The 21,175-nt window shown below is 58.7% G+C and carries 23 protein-coding genes, 1 tRNA gene and 2 pseudogenes; 16 read left to right on the top strand and 10 right to left on the bottom strand.

Going from position 1 to position 21,175, the window contains the following annotated elements:
• Window positions 1-25 precede the first annotated feature (25 nt).
• Window positions 26-379: a DUF3175 domain-containing protein gene (locus tag V1288_RS09470; protein WP_334356780.1), complete on the bottom strand. Its 354-nt coding sequence runs from the start codon at window positions 377-379 to the stop codon at window positions 26-28.
• Between the two features lie 273 nt (window positions 380-652).
• On the opposite strand from V1288_RS09470, the gene V1288_RS09465 reads away from it, so the two are divergent.
• From V1288_RS09465 to V1288_RS09455, 3 genes are all read left to right on the top strand, one after another.
• A complete protein-coding gene (locus V1288_RS09465) occupies window positions 653-2,161 on the top strand; it encodes an MFS transporter (protein ID WP_334356779.1) in 1,509 nt (502 codons plus the stop codon).
• A 6-nt stretch (window positions 2,162-2,167) separates the two neighbouring features.
• Entirely contained in the window at window positions 2,168-3,004 is an 837-nt protein-coding gene (gene otsB / locus V1288_RS09460) for a trehalose-phosphatase (protein ID WP_334356778.1), read from the top strand.
• A 197-nt stretch (window positions 3,005-3,201) separates the two neighbouring features.
• Window positions 3,202-4,662, top strand: a complete 1,461-nt coding sequence (locus V1288_RS09455) for a trehalose-6-phosphate synthase (RefSeq protein ID WP_334356777.1) — start codon at window positions 3,202-3,204, stop codon at window positions 4,660-4,662.
• Between the two features lie 160 nt (window positions 4,663-4,822).
• On the opposite strand, the gene V1288_RS09450 is transcribed toward V1288_RS09455, so the two are convergent.
• Complete coding sequence (locus tag V1288_RS09450) at window positions 4,823-5,167, bottom strand: hypothetical protein (protein WP_442893934.1); 345 nt, start codon at window positions 5,165-5,167, stop codon at window positions 4,823-4,825.
• Between the two features lie 197 nt (window positions 5,168-5,364).
• Here V1288_RS09450 and V1288_RS09445 point away from each other — a divergent pair.
• The 4 genes from V1288_RS09445 to V1288_RS09430 all read left to right on the top strand — a co-directional run bounded on the left by V1288_RS09445 (window position 5,365) and on the right by V1288_RS09430 (window position 7,350).
• Window positions 5,365-5,454: transfer RNA gene (locus V1288_RS09445), tRNA-Ser, on the top strand.
• Window positions 5,455-5,625: 171 nt separating this feature from the next.
• A complete protein-coding gene (locus V1288_RS09440) occupies window positions 5,626-5,937 on the top strand; it encodes a hypothetical protein (protein ID WP_334356776.1) in 312 nt (103 codons plus the stop codon).
• 6 nt (window positions 5,938-5,943) lie between these two features.
• On the top strand, window positions 5,944-6,873 hold the full coding sequence (locus V1288_RS09435) for a restriction endonuclease (RefSeq protein WP_334356775.1): 930 nt from the start codon (window positions 5,944-5,946) through the stop codon (window positions 6,871-6,873).
• 96 nt (window positions 6,874-6,969) lie between these two features.
• Window positions 6,970-7,350 (top strand): hypothetical protein, encoded by a 381-nt coding sequence (locus V1288_RS09430; protein WP_334356774.1) that lies wholly within the window; start codon window positions 6,970-6,972, stop codon window positions 7,348-7,350.
• 490 nt (window positions 7,351-7,840) lie between these two features.
• Here the strand turns inward: V1288_RS09430 and V1288_RS09425 are convergent, their stop codons facing one another.
• Together V1288_RS09425 and V1288_RS09420 are read right to left on the bottom strand one after the other, a co-directional pair.
• Entirely contained in the window at window positions 7,841-8,095 is a 255-nt protein-coding gene (locus V1288_RS09425) for a hypothetical protein (RefSeq protein ID WP_334356773.1), read from the bottom strand.
• A gap of 109 nt (window positions 8,096-8,204) precedes the next feature.
• Window positions 8,205-8,351: pseudogene (locus tag V1288_RS09420) on the bottom strand (DUF5681 domain-containing protein); the annotation flags it as partial.
• Between the two features lie 69 nt (window positions 8,352-8,420).
• On the opposite strand from V1288_RS09420, the pseudogene V1288_RS09415 reads away from it, so the two are divergent.
• A pseudogene (locus tag V1288_RS09415) lies at window positions 8,421-9,900 on the top strand (SulP family inorganic anion transporter).
• A 180-nt stretch (window positions 9,901-10,080) separates the two neighbouring features.
• On the opposite strand, the gene V1288_RS09410 reads toward V1288_RS09415, so the two are convergent.
• From V1288_RS09410 to V1288_RS09385, 6 genes are all read right to left on the bottom strand, one after another.
• Window positions 10,081-10,275 (bottom strand): hypothetical protein, encoded by a 195-nt coding sequence (locus V1288_RS09410; RefSeq protein WP_334356772.1) that lies wholly within the window; start codon window positions 10,273-10,275, stop codon window positions 10,081-10,083.
• Between the two features lie 79 nt (window positions 10,276-10,354).
• Window positions 10,355-11,227, bottom strand: coding sequence for an ABC transporter ATP-binding protein (locus V1288_RS09405; protein ID WP_334356771.1), 873 nt, complete (start codon window positions 11,225-11,227; stop codon window positions 10,355-10,357).
• A complete protein-coding gene (locus V1288_RS09400; RefSeq protein WP_334356770.1) occupies window positions 11,224-12,129 on the bottom strand; it encodes an ABC transporter permease in 906 nt (301 codons plus the stop codon). Before V1288_RS09400 ends, V1288_RS09405 begins: the two co-directional genes overlap by 4 nt.
• A complete protein-coding gene (locus tag V1288_RS09395) occupies window positions 12,126-13,547 on the bottom strand; it encodes an ABC transporter substrate-binding protein (protein ID WP_334356769.1) in 1,422 nt (473 codons plus the stop codon). The genes V1288_RS09400 and V1288_RS09395 overlap by 4 nt, the downstream gene beginning before the upstream one ends.
• Window positions 13,548-13,710: 163 nt before the next feature.
• Window positions 13,711-14,493, bottom strand: a complete 783-nt coding sequence (locus V1288_RS09390) for a Crp/Fnr family transcriptional regulator (protein WP_334356768.1) — start codon at window positions 14,491-14,493, stop codon at window positions 13,711-13,713.
• A 101-nt stretch (window positions 14,494-14,594) separates the two neighbouring features.
• A complete protein-coding gene (locus V1288_RS09385) occupies window positions 14,595-14,900 on the bottom strand; it encodes a gamma-butyrobetaine hydroxylase-like domain-containing protein (protein ID WP_442893933.1) in 306 nt (101 codons plus the stop codon).
• Window positions 14,901-15,054: 154 nt separating this feature from the next.
• Between V1288_RS09385 and V1288_RS09380 the strand changes: the two genes are divergently transcribed.
• The 8 genes from V1288_RS09380 to V1288_RS09345 all read left to right on the top strand — a co-directional run bounded on the left by V1288_RS09380 (window position 15,055) and on the right by V1288_RS09345 (window position 21,150).
• On the top strand, window positions 15,055-15,507 hold the full coding sequence (locus V1288_RS09380; protein WP_334361264.1) for a putative sulfate exporter family transporter: 453 nt from the start codon (window positions 15,055-15,057) through the stop codon (window positions 15,505-15,507).
• The gene (locus tag V1288_RS09375; protein ID WP_334356767.1) at window positions 15,404-16,066 is read left to right on the top strand and encodes a YeiH family protein; all 663 of its coding nucleotides are present in this window, start codon (window positions 15,404-15,406) and stop codon (window positions 16,064-16,066) included. The genes V1288_RS09380 and V1288_RS09375 overlap by 104 nt, the downstream gene beginning before the upstream one ends.
• A gap of 140 nt (window positions 16,067-16,206) precedes the next feature.
• Complete coding sequence (locus V1288_RS09370) at window positions 16,207-16,980, top strand: ferredoxin--NADP reductase (RefSeq protein ID WP_334356766.1); 774 nt, start codon at window positions 16,207-16,209, stop codon at window positions 16,978-16,980.
• Window positions 16,981-17,142: 162 nt separating this feature from the next.
• On the top strand, window positions 17,143-18,885 hold the full coding sequence (locus V1288_RS09365; RefSeq protein WP_334356765.1) for a fumarate reductase/succinate dehydrogenase flavoprotein subunit: 1,743 nt from the start codon (window positions 17,143-17,145) through the stop codon (window positions 18,883-18,885).
• A gap of 33 nt (window positions 18,886-18,918) precedes the next feature.
• The gene (locus V1288_RS09360; protein WP_334356764.1) at window positions 18,919-19,152 is read left to right on the top strand and encodes a 4Fe-4S dicluster domain-containing protein; all 234 of its coding nucleotides are present in this window, start codon (window positions 18,919-18,921) and stop codon (window positions 19,150-19,152) included.
• Window positions 19,153-19,154: 2 nt separating this feature from the next.
• Window positions 19,155-20,132, top strand: coding sequence for a HEAT repeat domain-containing protein (locus tag V1288_RS09355; RefSeq protein WP_334356763.1), 978 nt, complete (start codon window positions 19,155-19,157; stop codon window positions 20,130-20,132).
• A 61-nt stretch (window positions 20,133-20,193) separates the two neighbouring features.
• Window positions 20,194-20,532, top strand: coding sequence for a ferredoxin FdxA (gene fdxA / locus V1288_RS09350; RefSeq protein WP_334356762.1), 339 nt, complete (start codon window positions 20,194-20,196; stop codon window positions 20,530-20,532).
• Between the two features lie 156 nt (window positions 20,533-20,688).
• Window positions 20,689-21,150, top strand: a complete 462-nt coding sequence (locus V1288_RS09345; protein WP_334356761.1) for a VOC family protein — start codon at window positions 20,689-20,691, stop codon at window positions 21,148-21,150.
• Window positions 21,151-21,175 lie beyond the last annotated feature (25 nt).

Raw genomic sequence — 21,175 nt, 5'->3', positions numbered from 1 at the left:
GCACTAGGCAGGGACAGCGTCGAAACTAGTCTTTCCCGAACTGTTGCTTCAACTCCACCTTCGCGCGCTCCAGCCGCGCACGCTGCGTCTTGGGCAAAGTCTTGCCGGCGCGGTTGATATAGAAGGTCAGCATCGACAGCGCCGAACGATAGGCGCCGGCCTTGCGGCGCGAACTATGTTTGGCGGATCGCTTGAGCGATGCCGCGATTTTCTTTGCGCTGGTCAGCTTGAAGACGCCGCGTTTAAGATCGAGTGCGTCGCTTTCCTGTGTTACCCGTTGCGACCATCGCTTTGGCGATGATTTCTTCGCGGTTATCGTGCGGCTGCTTTTGCGGGCCGCGGTCTTCCGCGGGCGTGTGGTCTTGCTGCGTTCGGCCATGTTCGGCTCCATTTCTTGTTTTGATTTCTTGTTTTGCCGAAAACAGACGTCCGATCGTTCGGTTCCCTTGTCGTTCTTCGCAATGTCACTAATCGCCACGTCATTGCGAGTGCCTGCTCACTGCGACAGCTATGCAATTTAGCTATGCGAATGCCCGCGGAACCCCCATCCCGCGAGGGTGTTATCTTGGTGGCGGGCATCAAGTTTGCCGCAATTTGACGTGAAAACCCTGGGGCTGGGGCGTTCCGGGGTGTTTTTCATTGGTCCAATCTGATGTCCAATCCGATGGATGTGACAGCAATACGGCAGGGTGCTGCAGTGGGTGAAAGTGCTTCCACTTCTCTGCGGCAGGATGACCACGGCGTCGTCGAGACCAGCATCCCTGCGCGGCTCGATTGCTTGCGCTGGGGCGGCTTTCATACCCGTGTCGTCGCCGCGCTCGGCATCACATGGATTCTGGATGGGCTGGAAGTGACGCTGGCCGGCGCCTTGTCGGGCGCGCTGAAGGAAAGCCCGACGCTGCAATTTTCGAATTTCGATGTTGGCCTCGCCAACAGCGCCTATCTCGCGGGCGCCGTGCTCGGCGCGCTTGGTTTCGGCTGGCTGACGGACCGGATCGGGCGCAAGAAACTATTCTTCATCACGCTCGCGCTCTATCTCACTGCAACAGCAGCCACCGCGCTGTCGTGGAACGTGGCGAGTTACGCGCTGTTTCGCTTCCTGACCGGCGCGGGGATCGGCGGCGAATATACCGCGATCAATTCGACGATCCAGGAACTGGTGCCGGCGCGCTATCGCGGCTGGACTGATCTGGTGATCAACGGCAGCTTCTGGATTGGCGCCGCGATCGGCGCGGTCGCCGCCATCGTGCTGCTCGATCCCAAGGTGCTGGCACCGGATCTCGGCTGGCGGCTGGCCTATTTCATCGGTGCAGCGCTGGGCCTGATCGTCTTCGTGATGCGGATGTGGATTCCGGAAAGCCCGCGCTGGCTGATGATCCACGGCCGTCCCGAGGAGGCGCACGCGATCGTCGACGATATCGAGAGGGCATCGACAAGACATTCGGATCATCCGGCCGACGAGGTCTTCCCGAAGATCAGGCTGAAGATGCGCAGCCACACGCCGCTTGGAGAAGTGGCGCATACATTGTTCACGAGGTACCGGCAGCGTTCGCTGGTGGGCTTGGTGCTGATGGCGTCGCAGGCGTTCTTCTATAACGCCATCTTCTTTACCTTCGCGCTGGTGTTGACCGACTTCTTCGGTATCCCGTCAAATGATGTCGGCTGGTACATCCTGCCCTTTGCGGCGGGCAATTTCCTCGGACCGCTGCTGCTTGGCCGCCTGTTCGACACGCTGGGCCGGCGCGCGATGATCGCGACCACCTATGGCGTATCGGGTGTCCTGCTCGCGCTGTCGGGCTATCTGTTCTCGATCGGTGTCCTGAGCGCGCAGACCCAGACCATCGCCTGGATGGTGATCTTCTTCTTTGCCTCGCCGGCGGCGAGTGCCGCCTATCTCACCGTCAGCGAGACGTTTCCGCTGGAGGTGCGCGCGCTGGCAATTGCACTGTTCTACGCGATCGGAACGGGCATCGGCGGCGTGGCGGGGCCTGCGCTATTCGGTGCGCTGGTCGATACCGGATCGCGCAACAGTGTCTTCGCCGGTTACCTGTTCGGGTCGACATTGATGATCGTGGCCGCCATCGTGGCCTGGAAATACGCCATCGCGGCCGAGCGCAAGTCGCTCGAATCTGTCGCACGGCCGCTCGCATTTGTGGAGTAGGATGAGATGAATGAGGATCTGTTGGAAATGCCATTGGAAGAAGATATCGTCCGCGAAGACGACGCCGCGCCGGAGACCGTTCCGGTGCCGAGCTCGCTGGTGCCGCACTTGAGCGAAACCGCGATCCTGCTCGACATCGACGGCACGCTGCTCGATCTGATGCCGACGCCGCGCGAAGTCTGGGTGCCGCCGGGCCTGGCGAAGACCTTGAATCGCCTGCTGGTGCGAACCAGCGGCGCGCTGGCACTGGTCAGTGGACGCTCGCTCAATGATATCGATTTGATTTTTGCGCCCGATCAGTTTCCGGCCGTCGGCGGCCATGGCGCCGAAATGCGGATCGAAGCCGACAGCGAGTCGGTGGCAGCCCACGCCCCGCCGATGGACAAGGAGCTGAAGCGCCGGCTGGCGGCGATCGCAAAGCTCAGCCCCGGAATATTGCTGGAAGACAAGGGCTACTCGCTGGCGCTGCATTATCGCCTCGCGCCGCACGCCGAGAAGGCGATCTATGCCGCGGTATCGCTGATCAGGGCCGATCTGCCCAACGCGCCGATCGAGGTGCTGCCCGGCAAATGCGTTTGCGAGATCAAGCATTCCGGCTTCACCAAGGCGAGCGGCGTGCGCGAGTTGATGACGCGCGAGCCTTTCAAGGGCCGCCGGCCGTTCTTCATCGGCGACGATGTCACCGACGAGACCGTTTTTGCGATCATGCCGGATCTCGATGGCCTCGCTTTCTCCGTCGGCCGCCGCGCCAAGGGCGTTGCCGGACACTTCGATGCGCCTAGCGATGTCAGGGAATTCCTTGCACACCTGCTTGATGACGAAAGGGACGCATCACTGCCATAATGTTTTTCGTCTCGACGGCTTTCGAACACAGATTCTCACGCTTGATGCCGAGGTTCGCGGTAAATTTTATTTTTCGTGAGTTCCGGTGAGTTCCTGCACGCCGCAGCCCGAATTTGGTTTCAATTCGTTGAAAGGGTGATCAGGAACCATATTGATGAACGGTTGTTAACGCGAGCGAACCAACAGGAGGGGACTTGGTGAACCTCGTCGTCGTCTCAAACCGCGTTTCGCGCGGAAAACCCAATGAACCCATGACGGGGGGACTCGCGGCGGCATTGTTGCCGATCGTCGAGAAGTCGGGCGCGATCTGGGTCGGTTCCAGCGGACGGGTCCGCGATGGGAACCAGAAGGAACCTTTCGCTGAAATCGAGGCGCTTGGCGCCGGCGCACTGGCGATGCTGGATCTGCCGGCCGCGCATTACGGCGGCTATTACGAAGGCTTTGCGAATTCCGCGTTGTGGCCGGCGTTGCATTCGCGCGCCGATCTGATCCGCGCCTCGCAGGAGGACTATCTCAGCTATCGCGAAGTGAACGCCTTCATGGCGCGTGCGCTGTTGCGATTCCGAAAACCAGATTCCGGGTTCTGGATTCAGGACTACCATTTCCTCGCGCTTGGCGCTGAGTTGCGCGATCTCGGCGTCACGCAGCCGATCGGCTTCTTCCTGCATACACCGTGGCCGTCGCGCTCGGTGATATCAGGCGTGCCGCATCATCGCGAGTTGATCGAGGCGATGCTGGCCTATGATCTTATTGGATTTCAGACCGAGGAAGATTGCGAGAACTTCCTGTCTTACGCGCAGGCCGACCTCGGCCTCGTCGTGCATGACGGCGTCATCATTTCGCGCCACGGCCGGACGCGCGCCGCGGTATTTCCGATCGGCATCGATCCGCAGCAATTCGCCCAGTTGGCGACGAGGGCGTCGACCCATCCGGACGTCTCGCGGCTGCGGCGCAGCCTGAACGGCGAGAAGCTCGCGATCGGCGTCGACCGGCTGGATTATTCCAAGGGCCTGATCAACCGCATCAAGGCGTTCGACCGGATGTGGACGCTACATCCGTCGCTGGCGCGCACGGCGTCGCTGCTGCAGATCGCAACGCCCTCGCGCGGCGCGATCGAGGCCTATGGCAACCTGCAGAGCGAGGTCGCCAAGCTCGTCAGCGACGTCAACGGCATGCATGGCGAGGTCGACTGGACGCCGATCCGCTATCTCAACAAGGGTTACGGCCAGGCCGTGCTGGCGGGTCTCTATCGCACCGCGCAGGTCGGCGTGGTGACGCCGCTGCAGGACGGCATGAATCTGGTCGCCAAGGAATATGTCGCCGCGCAAAACCCGGTCGACCCCGGCGTGCTGGTGCTGTCGAAATTCGCCGGCGCCGCCAACGAGCTCGATACTGCGCTGCTGGTCAATCCGCACGATATCGACGGCATGGCGCGCACCATTGCGATCGCGCTGTCGATGCCGCTGACCGAACGGCGGATGCGCTGGGAAGCGATGATGGCGAAGCTGCGCGGCCATACGATCCAGCAATGGTTCGCCGACTTCACTGACGCGCTGCGCGAAAGCCAGCTGGACCGGGAAGAACTGGCGCCCGTGGTGACCGAGCCCGCGCTGTGGCCGTTGCGCTCCGGCACCCATAACGGCGCGCGGTATCACTAGAATTGGCAAGCTATCTCCTCTCATCCTGAGGGGCGGCGCCGACGCCCGCGCCTCGAAGGATGAAGGCCCGTCTGTGGCCTCATGGTGCTCCCGTCGATGCGCAGCATCGTCCGGAGACGCGCTACGCGCTTCTCACCATGGGGGAGTCCAAGCACTCATCTCAATGACAATACGACACGCCATCCAGCACCGGGCAGCGCGCCTTGTTCGGCGCGCTCGGATTTTCCATCGGCACGTAACCATTGCCCTTGCCGACGAACACGCCGGGACCGATGACGACGGACGACTTGTTGCCGATGATGACGCTCGGATGCGGCGAGGCCAGGTTCGATCGCGTGCCGTCCGCCCAGATGATCGTTTCGCCCGCGAATATTCCGCGCCTGCCGTCGTCGCAGGTCACGTCCACGCCCTGGCGGGTACAGGACTGCGCCATCGCCGGGCCGGCGGCGCCTAGCGCAAGTGCCGATGCCAGGATGGAGAATTGAAGCGCGCGCGCGATCATCATGCCGTCCTCCGCCGAAACAGTTGCCACTTATCGTCGTCGATCGTGGCCGGATTCCGGTTCAAGGTCCGACAAGGCGCCATTCATCCGATGGCGAGCGATCAAAATTATCAAATAAATTCAATGAATTGGAGAAATTTTGGCGACCGCGCCCGGCGTCCCTTGCAAAATCAGTCCTGTCCCTTCAAGAGGAGGCCTCCGGAGAGATGGCCGAGTGGCTTAAGGCGCACGCTTGGAAAGCGTGTGTGCGGGAAACCGTACCGTGGGTTCGAATCCCACTCTCTCCGCCAGAGGCGATCGGTTAGCTATTGATATAATTGGATTTTTATTCCGAACTGGTGAGGCAGTCCCCAATCAGGTCCCCAATCGCAATTGTCCCCAGAAAGCCCTTTTTGCCTTGCGGCGCTTCCGGCCGCTGAGCCAATAATGTGCGGTTCCATCGGAGGTAGTGGGGGCACGGAATGGCAAGGGCAGAGCCGAGCGGCATTTCGCTAACGGCGATCGACGCAGCAATTGCGAAGGGCATGATAGCAAGGGGCGATCGGCAGCACGACATAGCGGCGTGGTTCGGTGTAAATCCCGGACGGATCAACGACATTGCAACCGGGGCGAAATTCCGGGAAATTGTCGCAGCGCCCGACGACAAACTGCCTCCGCCCGGACCTTACATCGCGGGTCGCGACGCCCATGCAGCAATCATTGCTCTCGAAGCAGCAGCCGAGACAATCAACGCCGCGCTGGCGCTGATCCGCGAACGCGCAGCAGCAGGTTAGACGCCCGTGCCAATCCCCGATTATCAATCGCTGATGTTGCCAGTGCTAAAACTGGCAAGCGACGACAATGAACATCGCGTTTCCGAGGTGGTCAGCGCATTAGCAGCGCAATTTAGGCTCACCAATTCGGAGCGCGATGAACTACTGCCCAGCGGCAAGCAACCAGTTTTCAACAATAGGGTTCATTGGGCGAAGACCTATCTTTCCCAAGCAAAATTGCTGGCGAGGACTAGGCGGGGCTTTTTCAAGATCACGGATCGAGGGCGTGGCGTGCTTGCCGAGAACGTTGAACGTATTGACGCTAAATTTTTGAGGCGGTTCGACGAATTCAATGCATTTGTTGGCGGGAATAATGGCGCCCCTTCGGCATCCCCCGTCGCTTCTCCATCTGGAGAGGAAGTCTTAATTAAGAGCACGCCCGACGAATTGCTGCGCTCCACCATCAAGGAAGTCGAGAGCGCACTTGCGAGCGAATTAATTGAACGCATATGCGCAGCATCGCCAGCCTTCTTTGAAAGGCTCGTGGTCGAATTGCTGTTGAAGATGGGCTACGGCGGTTCACGCGTAGAAGCGGGCCGAGCAATTGGTAAAACAGGTGACGGGGGAATTGACGGAGTAATCGATCAAGATCAGCTTGGGCTTGACCGCATCTACATCCAGGCAAAAAAATACGACGCCAACACGGCAGTCAGCGAACCCGAAGTCCGAAATTTCTGCGGAAGCCTTGGCGCAAACAAGGCTTCGAAAGGCGTTTTCGTGACGACGTCATATTTCACGCGACCCGCAGAAGATTTTGCGAAGCGCCATGAATATAAGGTCGTCTTAATCAACGGCGATATGCTTGCGCGGCTGATGATCCATCATTCAGTTGGTGTTCGCATTGTCGAGACGTTGCACTACAAAAAAATTGATGACGAATTCTTCCCAGAGGAATGAGGCCTTGTGGGCCCAGATATACGTTGTCCTTGCTGAATGAATACTGCGTTCCAATTCGAATATTTTCCTGCCCGAGGGGAGGCAGCTGGGAGCCAAATGAACCGACATGAGCGCCGCAAGGCACAGGCGGTCGAGCGTAAATCGCTGCGACTGCTGAGACTACGTTGCTCTGGCTGCGACCGGGTTGGTCTAAGGATGACCAAAGAACACTTTTTTCCAAAATGGCTGATTGAACACGCCGAAGTTCACCACGAGGGCATTACGTGGCTCGACGAGCAAACCATTGACCCGGACAAGGCAACCATTCCGCTCTGCCAGGAATGCAACGAAGGTTTTGGGAATGCCCTAGAAGGTCGGGTGGCTGAGATATTCCGCGAACTGGATCGGGAAGCAGCCATCAGCGAGGATGACGCTGAACTTCTCGTGCGCTGGCTGTGGAAGTTTGAGGGACCTTCAATGGACGGCAAGAACCAATAAGCCGGAAGGTGTTTACACACGCCGCTACACGCTCCGTGAGCGAGTGGTCACGTCTGAGGCCTTTAACGAAGTGCGCAATGACATGGTGTTGGCAGTTGCGCTGATACGCAACAACGATCCAGACCATAAAGACTGGCCCATGGGATTGGACACGCCGCCAAGTGAAAACGCATTGACCATGAGCGGAGTGTTCGGGCGGATCGCTCTAATCTGTTCGTTGTCTCAATTCGCCGATGAAATCCCTGACGTTTATGGCAAGTTCCGCTTCGGGTCACCCATCGCGGAAAGAGCCAACAAGACGTTCCGGCCGCCAATTTCGTTCATTTACTCGCGGGGCGCCATCGACACCACCGTTCAGATAGGACATCGATTGGCGGAACTGCATGATGAGTGGGGGCGCGACGGCCGCTTGCGTCGAGAAGGAGGGATAATTATCCCAAGACGAAGGCGCGTTGAATTGCCTACCATTGGCAGGGCACACCCAGCCTTATCAGCGCGAATTGAGAAGCATTAGTTTCTGAGGTCGCTGCGTAGACACGGCGTCCGTCAACCCGCCTGCGGCGATGTGCATCAGTTCGGCGTCGCTCAACTGCTCAACACGCGCGATACGGTCGTCCAGTTCGGCGGTTTGATACGCCTTCACGTAGACATCGATCAGCTTGCCAATTTCGCCAGCTTCCACCCGGCGTGATATGACCGGCCGCCACCGCTTCCGTGACGGCGGCCATGAGATCGGCAGCAGCACGGGCACTAGTGATCGGCGGCAAGTGGAACATCGTCGGTCTATCTTTGCGCGGCGGGCAAATTCGGTCGAGGCAGAGCCGAAGCGCTACATTGTCCCCTGATAGCGCCATCTGGATGGCTTTCTGTGTCAACGCCGCCGCCTGACCGTCAAGCAGCCGTTCGCATGCGATGGTGGCGGCGTTGCGCGCACCCTTGGGGCGGCCCCGTGGATTGCCGCTTCTGCCTTTCTGAAACCGGCCCGCCTGTTGTCGGCCTATATTTTCACGCGCCTGATCAAGGCCGACAGGGCATTGCCCGTCGCCGCGCTGGTCATTTTGGTTCTAAGAATGAAGTTCCTCCAATCGTTGCGCCGCGAGTGGCTGACGAACATCCCGACCGAACTGCTGTCAGGCGCGCTCGTCGCACTGGCGCTTATCCCAGAGGCAATCGGGTTCTCGATTGTTGCCGGCGTTGATCCCAAGGTCGGCCTCTACGCCTCCTTCTCGATTGCCTGCGTAACCGCCATCGTAGGTGGCCGACCGGCCATGATCTCGGCGGCAACCGCCTCTACAGCCGTTCTCATGATCACGCTGGTGCGAGACCACGGCCTGCAATACCTGTTCGCAGCCACGGTCCTCATGGGTGCGATCCAGATAGTGGCCGGAGCCTTGCGCCTCGGTCTGCTGATGAAGTTTGTATCGCGCTCGGTGATGACTGGCTTCGTCAATGCTCTTGCCATCCTGATCTTCCTGGCCCAGTTGCCGCAGCTGATGCACGTCGGTTGGGAAGCCTACGCGATGGTTGGCGTCGGCCTCGCGATCATCTATCTTTTCCCGTACGTCACAAAGCGGGTGCCGTCGGCGCTTGTCAGCATCGTCGTCCTGACTGGCTTCACGATCTATTCCGGCATCAAGCTGCGCACTGTCGGAGATATGGGTGAATTGCCGTCAACCCTTCCCTTCTTCGCGGTGCCTCAGGTCCCGCTCAATCTGGAGACGCTGAAGATCATCCTGCCTTATTCGTTGACGATGGCTGCGGTGGGATTGCTGGAGAGCCTTCTGACCGCCTCGATCGTGGATGACATGACCGACACGGGCAGCAACAAGAACAGGGAATGCGTCGGCCAGGGTGTCGCCAACTTCGTCACGGGCTTCCTGGGCGCGATGGGCGGGTGTGCGATGATCGGCCAATCGGTGATCAATGTCACCGCTGGTGCCCGGACGAGACTTTCGACATTCTTCGCCGGTGCATTCCTGCTGTTCCTGATCGTTGTTCTGGGCGATTGGGTCAAGCAAATCCCGATGGCGGCGCTGGTTGCTGTTATGATCATGGTCTCGATCAGCACCTTCAACTGGTCGTCCGTCACCAACTTGCGGTCGCACCCATTGAGTTCAAGCGTGGTGATGTTGGCAACCGTCGTGGTCGTGGTGGCCACAGGCGACCTTTCGATGGGTGTTCTCACCGGGGTCGTCCTGAGCGGTGTCTTCTTTGCCGCAAAAGTTGCCCGGTTGCTCGGGATCGTCACCGAGCTGTCGGAAGACGGTCGAGATCACCTATCTTGTAACCGGGCAGGTGTTTTTCGCGTCCTCCAATAGCCTTGTCGATGCATTTGATTACCAGGACGTCCCCGAGCGCGTCTGCATTGACGTGAGTGACGCGCATTTCTGGGACATCACCGCAATCGGAGCGCTAGACGATATAGTTCTGAAGCTTCGTCGCCACGGAGCGCATGTTGAGGTGATCGGCCTGAACGAGGCGAGTGCAACTATGGTCGAGCGATTCGGCACTCACCACAAGCCAAATGCGCGGCAGAAGTTGGCGCACTGACGATGGTCGGGAGGGGACTTGACCCCCAGACTCTTGACCCCCAGCGAGCAAACCAGATGGGAGGTTGGCGGTCACCAAAACCCGACCGTCGCCTTTTGGGCGCTCATGGGACGTCGCTGTTCTCGCGCGAACTCTCCGCTTTCGGGAATTAAGCATACGAGGGTAGCGAGCTATCGGCGCTTAAGCCGTCTCTCGATCAACCATAAGCAGCAGACAAAAGTCAGATGTGTCGAACTGGTGCCCAGCCGAGTCTGTAATATGAACCCGCCAACCAAGGCGTTCGAGCAGACGAGCCTTGTCGACAGCAGCAACAGGGTTGATGCGAATGGTGACGGCGCTTTGTCCGTCTCGTGATGCGTGAATGGCGAATGTCATGGCATCCTCACCGGACACAAGCCGTTGAGCGAGCGGCCGAAATTTCGGTCGCTGAACGGTTCTCTCCAGGAACGGCTATTCAAAGTACGTCAGCCAACGACTGCCCGTGCAAGTCTATATTCAGCCCCTGCAAACCTTGGTCGCTGATTTCGCCTCCCATTGCTTTCAGGCTTTCCTCGCGAATCAACGACATCAGGCCACGTTTCAACGCGAGGAATTCCGACGACATCATCATCGACTGCTGACGCGGCCGTTCCAGCGGAATGGGAATTTCCGCCTTGATTGAGCCGGGGCGAGCCGTCATGCAATAGACGCGGTCGGAAAGGAAGATCGCTTCGTCGATGTCGTGGGTCACGAACAGGACTGAGATTTTCAGGCGTTGCCACATGTTATTGAGGATTTGCTGCATGATGACTCGCGTCTGGGCATCCAGAGCGCCGAATGGCTCATCCATAAGAAGAACTTTCGGTCCTGTCGCCAAGGCTCGCACGATACCAACCCGTTGCTTCATGCCGCCAGAAAGGCGGTCGGGGTATTGCTTTCCGAACGCTTCAAGTCCGGCCAGCCCGAGCAGGGTGCGGGCAGCCCTATCACGACGGGAACGATCCATTCCGCGCATCTTCAGTCCGAATTCGACGTTTTCCTGCACGGTTTTCCAGGGGAAAAGTGAATACTGTTGGAAGACCATCCCGCGTTCGGCGCTTGGACCCTTTACCTCTTCGCCGTCGACCGTGACCGTTCCCGCGGTCGGCTTCAGGAAGCCTGCGACCGCATTCAAGAGGGTAGATTTGCCACAACCTGATGGGCCGACGATGGAAACAAATTCACCAGGCTTCACGTGGATCTGCGTGTTCGTAACGGCGGCAACGGACCCGTCGATCGTCTCATAGCTCAGCGCGAAATTCTTGACCTCGATATGGCCTTCGCCCGCCTTTGCCTCGATTAGACTCATGTGCGCCCCCAAGGCATTGCGAGCCTTCCAGCAGACCGGATCAACACACTGGACGTCAGGCCGAGCACGCCGATTGCGATCATGCCGAGTGCGATGTCGGCGTACTGGACCAGCGAATAGGCTTCCCAAGTGAAATAGCCGATTCCGTACTGGCCGGAGATCATCTCGGCTGCGATCAGCGAAACCCACGCCACGCCCATCCCGACGGTGAGCCCGGTGAAGATGTGCGGAAGTGAAGCCGGAAAATAGACCTCGCGAAAGATCGAGGTTTCCCTGGCTCCGAGGCATCGCGCGGCCCGAACCAGAACCGGATCGACCAGAACCATGCCGTGCAGTGTATTCACCAGGATTGGAAAGAACGAACCAAGGAAAGTGATGAAGACGATGCTCTGTTCGTTAGTCGGCCAGAGCATGATCGCCATCGGCACCCAGGCGATAGCAGGGATTGGACGAAGGACTTCGGAAACCGGGAACACTACTTCGTGGATTAGCTTGAAACGGCCCATGACCAGACCGAGCGGCACCGCGACAAGTGCTGCCAACGAAAAACCGAATATAATTCTGCGACAGCTCAGCAGGACATGCATCAGGAATTTTGGGTCGTGCATTGCTTTTGTGAAGCTGTCGTAGACGGCGAGCGGCGAGGGTACGTTGGTGAATCGCACAAAGAACACGACGCGATATTTCGTAAGGAGGTGCCAGACGATCAGAAATGCGACCAGGGAAAGCGCGCCGATCAGCGTGGCGCGTAGACGGCCCTTGTTGAGCCGGAACCAGCGCGCGGCGAACGCGCCGACCGTGACGGCCTTGTGGGCTGGCTCCGCGCTGAGAGCCGGTTCGGCCGCGAGCGCGGGTGTTTCGCGTACCGTCGGATGCAGCGTACGCGCAGGGCTGCTGCTCATGTCTTGCCCCCGCCAACGGCCGACTTCACCGCCTCCTCGAAGCCGAGGACCTTGCCGTTGTTCTTTGCGGCGTAAGCTTCGGCGTCCTTCTTCAGCAGGAACGGTGCGATATCGCCGCCCGCGACCGCAAAGAAGGCCTGGTCGGCAAATAATTTGATGCCGCGCGCAGTATCGAAGACGTACGTGACGTTGATCTTCTTTCCCTTGGCCTTGAAATCCGCGTAGGCGCCGAGCGTGCAGGTGGCGCTGCTGAACGGAAGAATGCCGGTGTCATCGACCCAGACTTCACCGGACTTGCGGGGATCGGAGATCGGCTTCTTGCAGAACTTGTCGTCGCCGGAAATCTCGTAGTTCTTGGTACTGGCGAGCTGGGCGTTGTAGTCCAGTTTCATGTCGGCATAGGCCTTGCGGATGAAAGAGTCGTCAACCCATTTCATCGGATCGAATTCCTTCATTCGTCCAAGGTTCTGCAGCACCTTGACATCGACTTCTGCCGCGTCGATCAAGGCTGGCTTGATGGTGGGATCGGTAGTCATGTTGCCGCTCGGACCGAGGAAGATGTAGACGACTTCCTTGCTGATGCCGGTCCATTCCGCAATTTTTTCCGCCGCCAGTTTGGGATCGGCGCGGAGCCACTGGTTGGCGGCGATGATCGCTTTCATGTAGGCGACGACGACCTCGGGATACTTCTCGGCGAAGTCGGTACGGACTACGACGCCGTGCCAGGTCGGCAGGTTCGTTTCCACGCCGTCGAAGATCTTGCGGGCAAATCCGCGGAACGGCAGCAGCTCTGCGAACGGGACAAAGTCAGCGTGGGCGTCGATCTTCTTCTCCTGAAGGTTCGTCGAGCCGACCTCGGGACTTTGACTGACCAACTGGAAGAAATCCGCCGGATAGCCCCGGTCCTGCATCGCCTTCAGCATCATGCCATGGGCGGCCGACCCAAAAGGGACGCTGACCAGCTTACCCTTGAGGTCCGCGAACTCGTAATACGGCGAGTCCTTATGGACGACGAGACCATTGCCGGAGCCGGACATGCTGTAAGCCGCGACCGCGATCAGGCGGCTCTTGCTTTCAGGATTCTTCTCGAACGTGAACCCGTTGACGACGAGAGGATAGTCTCCCATCGCACCGAATTGCAGCTTGTTGGCCATCATGCCGTTGGTGACCGGAGGACCCGAGGTGAAGTTCTGCCATTCGAGTTCGAACTTGATGTTGGCATACTTGCCGTCCGTCGGAAGGTACTTCTCCAGGAGGCGCAATTGGCGGATGACGATACCGGTCGTTACGGTATTGGTCGTAGTGTCCTGGGTGCCGATGCCGATTGTGACCGTTTCGCCTCTGGCTGGCTGCGCGAGAGCCAAAGCCACGGACGCTACGGATATCGCTATCGAGAGTGAGTTGACTTGGCGGACCATGTTCATCCTCATTCGGTTGGAAGCACTGCACCCATGATTGGTTGGGCCACCGTTCCAGGCAAATGCGGACTTGCCATCGGAGTAGATTAGTTGCCGTTAAAGGCCGTTTGCATACTCGTTGGGCAGTTCTGCTGTGCAAAGCCGCTTACGTGTGCATCTAAACTCAATCCGACGCCTGTCCGCGCATTTCTTCCAGAATATTTGGCAGGCAGACGACGATCTGCGACCGCTTCGTCAGCACAATCCGCTTTTTTTGCATTCGCTTGAGGCTGATCGTCACCCATTGCCGGGTCGCGCCTACCATGTGCGCCAGGTCGGCGTGCGTGAAAGCTGCGGCGATAACGACACCGTCGGCATCCTCGACGCCGTATAGATCCATCAGGTGCAACAGAAGGTGCGCGAGCCGCTGCGTGATCGATCGTGTACCCAGCATCTGCGCAAGCGCCGAATAGCATTTGCCCTTGAACGCGAGCCCCTCAATCAGCCCGATCGCAAGATTGGGAATTTCGACGGCGAGCGCGCGCAGTTCTTTCCCGGGAAGCTGCACGATGCTGCAATTGCTGGAGGCGACGCCGGACCATTGATGAATGCCGGTATCGAAAACCTCTGGCCCGCCCACAAAATTGCCGGCATGCCAATAGGCGAGGGTGATTTCGCGCCCGAGCGGTGAGGAATAAAATACGCGGATTCGGCCGCTTTCAATCAGGAAAATACCGTCATGCTTCGCGCCCTGACTGAAGATAGTCTGCCCCCGACTGAGGACCTTGCGGCGCCCCTGCTTCAGGACGATCTCCCGCTCGCGTATCGTCAGTTTCTCCATCAGGGACGGCGGTCCGCCGATCAATTGCTGGTTCTCGGTGAGAAGCAGGGATGAGGTTGGCTTCGCCGCGGCAGCCGCGGTCGAAGGCGAGCTTCCGCGCACCCCATTTCCAGCCTGCAGCAACATTGCCGGTCTCCAGATCATTTGAGAACTGATCTAAAAAGCAGCAATCTTCGTGCCAGATTGGTCTTTGCCGTCAAAGACGCGGGCGAAAAACCCAAATAAAATCAAGGCTCAGCCAAGTTGGCCAAATAGCTTTTGGGGTAGATGCCCCGATTGTGTCCATCCGAGAACGAAATATTCAGCCCGTAGCCGAGGTCCGCGACCTCCACGATGGCGATGCCGGGGAAACGTTCGGGGAAGCGTTCGTCGAAGCGCGCGCGAGTGCAATGCGCGCATTTGCAGGATAGCCGAAGCTTCTCCGCCGTAACGGTCACCCACAATCCGCCGTTTGCGATCACAGATATTGAGGCGAGATCGGCGCTTACCTCGCAACTCGGTCCTTCTACGGCAATCGGTGGTGACATCAACATCGGCGAATCCATCCTGGGGCAGGCTACTTTCCGAGCGATCGCACAGATAGCAACTAATTGCCGGCGGGCGCCGAATGCCGGTTCTGGAAATTACTTGCTTGTTCCGCGTCAGTATCGCGAGCACCACTTCGCGAACATCGCGCGGGGTAGGACAATGTTGCACCGGTCGGGAGGGGTCATTGAACCGAACTGGCTTTGGAGAGATATCCCGGGTATCGTCCTCTGCGCGCTTATCGCCTGCGCTGCGACCTGGATGGCGCTTCTGGCCGGGTCGGCCGTCATCTGGGGCTTGATCCTCGGTCTCGTTCTCGCCGCGATCTGGTCGCCCCCGGCACTGTTTCAAACGGGTATTTCGTTTGCTGCAAGACAGGTGATGCGCATCGGCGTCGCGCTGCTTGGATTTCAAATCTCGCTCGCGACCCTTCAGATTCTGGACGTGGCTGATGTCGCTGCCCTCGCGATCAACGTAGCGATCGTTCTGGCGATAGGCTGGTTCAGGCCCGATGCTCGGAATCACAAGGGAGTTGTCACTGGTCGCCGCCGCTTCCGTCGCCATTTGCGGCGCCTCGGCCGCCGCCGCGGTTGCCTGTGTCGTCATGCGCAATGATTCGGCTAACAGAGATGTTGCCTGCACTATTGGCGCTGTCAGCATCATTTCGTCCGTGGCGATGATCCTATATCCGCTCCTGGTTCACATGGCCGGACTGGGCTCGGCTGCAGGCGGCATCTTTCTCGGTGGGAGTGTTCACGAAGTGGCCCACGCGATTGCCGCCGGCTACAGCGTCAATCCCGAGACCGGCGATATGGCCACGGTGGCAAAGCTTCTACGTGTGGCGCTCCTTGCACCAGCGTGCATCGCTGTATCCTTCATCGCAACGGGTGGGGAAGTTTCGCAAAAGCCCCTTTTGCCGTTGCCGCCAGTCTTTTTGATCGGCTTTGTCGTGGCGGCGTTGCTCAATGCTTCGGGGCTTGTCCCGCACGAACTATCTCAGGTGACCACGCCGCTTTCGCGTTTCTGTCTCGTCACGTCGATGGCGGCAATCGGATTGACGTTACCCTGGAGAAGCATCCGCGCCTTCGGCTTAAGACCCATCATACTTCTGCTTATTCTTTCTGCGATCCTGATCGGATTGTCGTTAACTTACGTTAAATATCGTTCGTTCTGATGAAGTCGGCGAAAAATTAGAAACTAATCGACCAAGAACTCAAGTCTGTCGTTGCGGCATTTTCGCTTCTCACCCAACGTTCCATCATCGCGCTCTCATGCGCGTTGTGGCGATCAAGCGATCGAAGGAGGAGAAGGACGATGAGCGCTTTTCAGAAGGAAACGGTTCTCTCAGTGAAACACTGGACCGATTCCCTGTTCAGCTTTACAGCCACGCGCGATCCGGGTTTTCGCTTTCAGAATGGACAGTTCGCGATGATCGGGCTGGAGGTCGAAGGGCGTCCGCTTGTCCGTGCCTATAGTATGGCCAGCGCCAATCACGAGGACGCCCTCGAATTCTTCAGCATCAAGGTTGCCGATGGACCGCTGACCTCGCGCCTGCAGAAGATCAAGGAGGGCGACATCATTCTCGTTGGCCGCAAGCCGACCGGTACGCTCATCACCGCAAACCTCATACCGGGAAAGCGCCTGCTGCTGCTTTCGACCGGTACCGGAATCGCGCCCTTCGCCAGCCTCATCAAGGATCCCGACGTCTATGAGTCCTATGAGACGATCATTGTCGCTCATGGCTGCCGCCAGGTCTCCGAATTGGCCTATGGCGAACGCCTGGTGGAGAAGCTTCGACAGGACGAACTGTTCGGGCCGCTGCTCGCCGACAAGCTCATCTACTATCCGACCGTGACCCGCGAGCCGTTTCGCAACCGTGGCCGCATCACCGACTTGATCGAATCGGGTCAACTCTTCAACGATGTCGGGCTACCCGTGCTGGACCGGGAAGCCGACCGCGTCATGTTGTGCGGCAGCCCCGGCATGCTGGAGGAACTCCGTGTGATGTTCATGGAGCGCGGCTTTGTCGAAGGCAATCACAGCGAGCCGGGGCATTTCGTGGTCGAGAAAGCCTTTGTTGAACGATAATGGCCGCGCCTGCCTATTTGTTGTTCAAGGGCTGACTTCGATTTCGGCAGCAGGCCCAAACATTGGGTTTCTCTCACCGGCGACAACTAATTGCTATCGTCGAAGGGCCAACCGAACAAACCTAAGCGCTAAGACGGCGAACACGCCGAACAGGAGCAAGTGATGGCAATGGATGAGATCATCGACGGGCTTTCGGAAGTTTCCTGCGATGTGCTCGTTATCGGCGGCGGTACGGCCGGTCCGATGGCTGCACTCAAGGCCAAGCTGAAAAATCCGAAGGCTAATGTCGTTCTGCTTGAAAAGGCGAACGTCAAGCGGTCGGGTGCGATCTCAATGGGGATGGACGGGCTGAACAACGCCGTCATTCCCGGTTACGCGACGCCGGAGCAATACACCAAGGAAATAACCATCGCGAACGACGGCATTGTCGACCAGAAGGCTGTCTATAAGTACGCGCAGAATTGCTATAAGATCATCGAGGAACTCGACAGCTTCGGCATCCGATTTCTGAAGAACGAAAACGGCGATTACGCGGTCAAGAAGGTACATCATATCGGCACCTATGTGCTGCCGATGCCGAACGGCGAGACGGTGAAGAAGGCGATCTACCGGCAACTCCGGCGCGCGAGAATCCTGATCTCGAATCGGTATATGGCGACGCGCCTGCTGACGTCGAGCGACGGACGTGTGGCGGGGGCCATCAGCGTCAATGCGCGCACAGCGGAGATGTTGGTCATCAAGGCCAAAGCTGTCATCCTCTGCATGGGTGCGGCGGGACGCCTCGGCCTTCCGACCTCCGGCTACATGTTCGGTACCTACGAGAATGCCGCCAATTCAGGCGACGGCTATGCGATGGCCTATCATGCCGGCGCGGCACTCGCGAACCTCGAATGCTTCCAGATCAATCCGCTGATCAAGGATTACAACGGACCGGCCTGCGCCTATGTCGCCGGTCCCTTCGGTGCGTTCACCGCCAACAATGAAGGATCGCGCTTCATCGAATGTGATTACTGGTCTGGCCAGATGATGCTCGAGTTCTACAACGAATTGTCGTCGGGCAAGGGACCGGTGTTTCTTCAGCTCTCGCATCTTCACGAGAAGACGATCGAGGAGATCGAGTCCACGCTCCACAAGGTCGAGCGCCCGACGCGCGGGCTGTTCCAGAAAGGACGGGGTACCGACTATCGGACCGAATCGATTGAGATGCACATCTCCGAGATCGGGTTCTGTTCAGGACATAGCGCGTCCGGTGTGTTTGTCGATGATTTTGCGCGCACGACCGTGCCTGGCCTCTATGCCGCCGGCGATATGGCCAGCGTACCTCACAACTACATGCTCGGCGCGTTTACAAACGGCTCGGTCGCGGGCACCGACGCGATGGAGTTTGCGGACAACCATGACTTCGCCGCGTTCGATACCGCCGATGTCGCCAAGGAGCGCGACCGGGTGATGGCGCCGACCAAGCGGGAAGACGGCATTCCGCCGAACCAGATCGAATACAAGGCCCGTCGCCTTGTGAACGATTATCTGCAGCCGCCGAAGGTCACGCGCAAGTTCGAACTCGGTCAGCGTCGGTTGGCGGAGGTTCGAGAGGATATGGAACAGCAGATGATCGCGCGGAATTCGCACGAACTACTGCGCGCGCTCGAGACCCAGTCGATACTGGACTGTGCCGACATGGCCGCGTACGCCTCGCTTTACCGTGAGGAAAGCCGCTGGGGCCTGTATCACCTTCGCACCGATTTCCCGGAGAAGGACAACGAGAACTGGTTCTGCCACACGCTTCTAAGCAAGAAGGACGGCAAGATGACCAGCGAGAAGCGGGATGTGGAGCCGTACGTCGTTCCGATCGCCGACGAAGAGAAGGATCTCTACGACAAGCAACGTATCCGTGCCAGCGCGTAACGGCCTAGCCACGAAGCAACAGGAGATTTAGCAATGCCTCTCGCCAGTTATCAAACCTCCGTGCCGGTCGTCGTTGACGATGCCAAGTGTATCGCAGACAAGGGGTGCACCGTGTGTGTCGATGTTTGTCCGCTCGACGTGCTTCGCATAAGTGACATGACCGGAAAGGCCTTCATGGCCTACGACGAGTGTTGGTATTGCATGCCATGCGAAGCCGATTGCCCGACCGGCGCCGTTAGCGTCAACATTCCCTACCTCCTGAGGTAATCATGTCGGGTCCTTTCGAATCCTACGACGATCTCGAAGACGCCGACGAGCGGCTCGGGGCCGCCGATCCGGGCGAGCGCCGGGTCGCGATCATAGCGCTTGGACATTCCGGGGATCCGGCGGCCGTTGGGCATCTTAGCGGCATGGTCGCCGATCCTGATATTGGCGTACGTCAGCAAGTGGCGATGGCGCTAGGGGAATTCGACGGCCCGGAGTCGGCCGCGGCCCTGGCGAAACTGCTCGTAGATCCCGAGCCGGCGGTCGCTTCCGCCGCGGCTGACAGCATGGCTGAATTCAAAGACCCGGCATGCGCCGACGCGATTCTTCCTCTGGTCAAGCACGGACACGCGTTTGTCCGCATGGGCGCGCTCCGTGCGCTGAAGGAATTACGGCGCAAGGACACGCTCAAGCCGGCCCTGGAGGCGCTCAGGGACAGCGATGCCGCCGTCCGCGTACAGGCGATAGGGGTGATCGGCTTCTTGAAGCTTGAGGAATCGATACCCGCGCTCACTGCATCCACGGGCGATCCGGATGCCCATGTCAGGCGAGCGGCGGTTAGTGCGCTGGCATTTTCGCAGATGAAGCCTGCGGCTGAATCGATCACCCGTACGCTCGGGGACGAAGACTGGATGGTCCGCGAGATGGCGGCGGAGACGCTGGGCCAGAACGCCAATGGCATGGTCGCGGCGGATCAGTTGATTGCCGCATTGACGGATGATTTCTGGCAAGTGCGGCTCAAGGCGATCAGAAGCCTTGGCAAGATGAAAATCGACCGGGCGGTTCGTCCGATCGGAAAGTGTATCACGCACGAGCAGGCAAATCTGCGCAAGGAAGCTGCGGCGGCGTTGGGAGAAATTGCCGATCCCGCCGCAGAACCGTTTCTCGTCCTTGTCGCAAATGATCCCGATCCGGAGGTCAGGAAAAATTCGCGCTGGGCGTTGCAGCAGATCGCTGCCAGGAAAGCGAAGACAAGTTCTTAGCGTTCCAAACCGCGGGATAATCTGGGTAACGAGTAAAATTGGCGATAGTTCGGAGCCTCAGATGACGTATGTCGTCACCGAAGCATGCATCAAGTGCAAATACACCGACTGCGTTGAGGTGTGCCCCGTCGATTGCTTCTACGAAGGGGATAATATGCTCGTTATCCACCCCGACGAATGCATCGATTGCGGCGTCTGCGAGCCCGAGTGTCCCGCTGACGCCATCAAGGCTGACACCGAGCCGGGCCTGGATAAATGGCTAGTGCTGAATGCCAAGCTTGCTGCGGTTTGGCCCAACACCTCTGACAAGAAGGAGCCGCCTGTCGACGCTGAAGAATACCAGGGCGCCGAGGGTAAATTCGGTAAATTCTTCAGCGAGTCTCCCTGTCCAGGAAACTGATTCAACGTTGCATGTGCCAGTAGGTCGTCCAACTGACAAACTCTGCATCACAATAGCTATTGGCTCCGCTCAGAATCACAGAACTTGTTGTCTGTAGCGATTGTTGCGAGTTACATTTGCTGTCGTCGCTTGTCCTAGCAAGTAGGAAGGCTTGTGATGCCTGTCACTGGACCGCTTAGCCACCTCGACATTTCAGTAGGCTATCCTGTGCGATCAATTGCCTTCTATGATGCATTGCTCACGGCTCTTGGATTTCATCGAACCGAGGGGTTCACGTCCGAGTTCACCAGCGCGAACCCGACGCGCGCCGGCTCGCGACTTGAAACTAGTGGGGGCGTTACGTTCGGAATCGAGGTTCGGCCCTCCCGTCTAGAGGACCGCGATCTCCGCTATGATCGATACAAACCAGGTCCGCACCATATGGCCTTCCACGCCGAAACCATTGAAAAAGTGGATCAGGTCCACGCCGCCATGCTCGCGGCTGGCGCAGAAGTCTTGGACGCTCCTGCAGACTATTCAGGCCAGCCCGGATACGGCCAGAGATACTATGCGGCATTCTACGCCGATCCCGATGGGGTGAAACTCGAGGTGGTTTACGAACCTCACTCTAACCCGTAGGCGAGGTCGGATTCTGGGCAATTGC

It is taken from the genome of Bradyrhizobium sp. AZCC 2176, from assembly GCF_036924645.1.
Classification (GTDB): Bacteria; Pseudomonadota; Alphaproteobacteria; order Rhizobiales; family Xanthobacteraceae; genus Bradyrhizobium.
This window is presented reverse-complemented; position numbering and strand designations above follow the sequence as displayed.

Coding starts and splice junctions, on each gene's coding strand:
- V1288_RS09400 (WP_334356770.1), bottom strand. CDS start 12,129: ATGAGCAGCAGCCCTGCGCGTACGCTGCATCCGACGGTACGCGAAACA.
- otsB (WP_334356778.1), top strand. CDS start 2,168: ATGAATGAGGATCTGTTGGAAATGCCATTGGAAGAAGATATCGTCCGC.
- fdxA (WP_334356762.1), top strand. CDS start 20,194: ATGACGTATGTCGTCACCGAAGCATGCATCAAGTGCAAATACACCGAC.
- V1288_RS09385 (WP_442893933.1), bottom strand. CDS start 14,900: ATGTTGATGTCACCACCGATTGCCGTAGAAGGACCGAGTTGCGAGGTA.
- V1288_RS09355 (WP_334356763.1), top strand. CDS start 19,155: ATGTCGGGTCCTTTCGAATCCTACGACGATCTCGAAGACGCCGACGAG.
- V1288_RS09410 (WP_334356772.1), bottom strand. CDS start 10,275: ATGACATTCGCCATTCACGCATCACGAGACGGACAAAGCGCCGTCACC.
- V1288_RS09360 (WP_334356764.1), top strand. CDS start 18,919: ATGCCTCTCGCCAGTTATCAAACCTCCGTGCCGGTCGTCGTTGACGAT.
- V1288_RS09470 (WP_334356780.1), bottom strand. CDS start 379: ATGGCCGAACGCAGCAAGACCACACGCCCGCGGAAGACCGCGGCCCGC.
- V1288_RS09440 (WP_334356776.1), top strand. CDS start 5,626: ATGGCAAGGGCAGAGCCGAGCGGCATTTCGCTAACGGCGATCGACGCA.
- V1288_RS09345 (WP_334356761.1), top strand. CDS start 20,689: ATGCCTGTCACTGGACCGCTTAGCCACCTCGACATTTCAGTAGGCTAT.
- V1288_RS09395 (WP_334356769.1), bottom strand. CDS start 13,547: ATGGTCCGCCAAGTCAACTCACTCTCGATAGCGATATCCGTAGCGTCC.
- V1288_RS09430 (WP_334356774.1), top strand. CDS start 6,970: ATGAACCGACATGAGCGCCGCAAGGCACAGGCGGTCGAGCGTAAATCG.
- V1288_RS09365 (WP_334356765.1), top strand. CDS start 17,143: ATGGCAATGGATGAGATCATCGACGGGCTTTCGGAAGTTTCCTGCGAT.
- V1288_RS09465 (WP_334356779.1), top strand. CDS start 653: ATGTCCAATCCGATGGATGTGACAGCAATACGGCAGGGTGCTGCAGTG.
- V1288_RS09375 (WP_334356767.1), top strand. CDS start 15,404: ATGCTCGGAATCACAAGGGAGTTGTCACTGGTCGCCGCCGCTTCCGTC.
- V1288_RS09380 (WP_334361264.1), top strand. CDS start 15,055: ATGTTGCACCGGTCGGGAGGGGTCATTGAACCGAACTGGCTTTGGAGA.
- V1288_RS09390 (WP_334356768.1), bottom strand. CDS start 14,493: ATGTTGCTGCAGGCTGGAAATGGGGTGCGCGGAAGCTCGCCTTCGACC.
- V1288_RS09405 (WP_334356771.1), bottom strand. CDS start 11,227: ATGAGTCTAATCGAGGCAAAGGCGGGCGAAGGCCATATCGAGGTCAAG.
- V1288_RS09370 (WP_334356766.1), top strand. CDS start 16,207: ATGAGCGCTTTTCAGAAGGAAACGGTTCTCTCAGTGAAACACTGGACC.
- V1288_RS09450 (WP_442893934.1), bottom strand. CDS start 5,167: ATGATGATCGCGCGCGCGCTTCAATTCTCCATCCTGGCATCGGCACTT.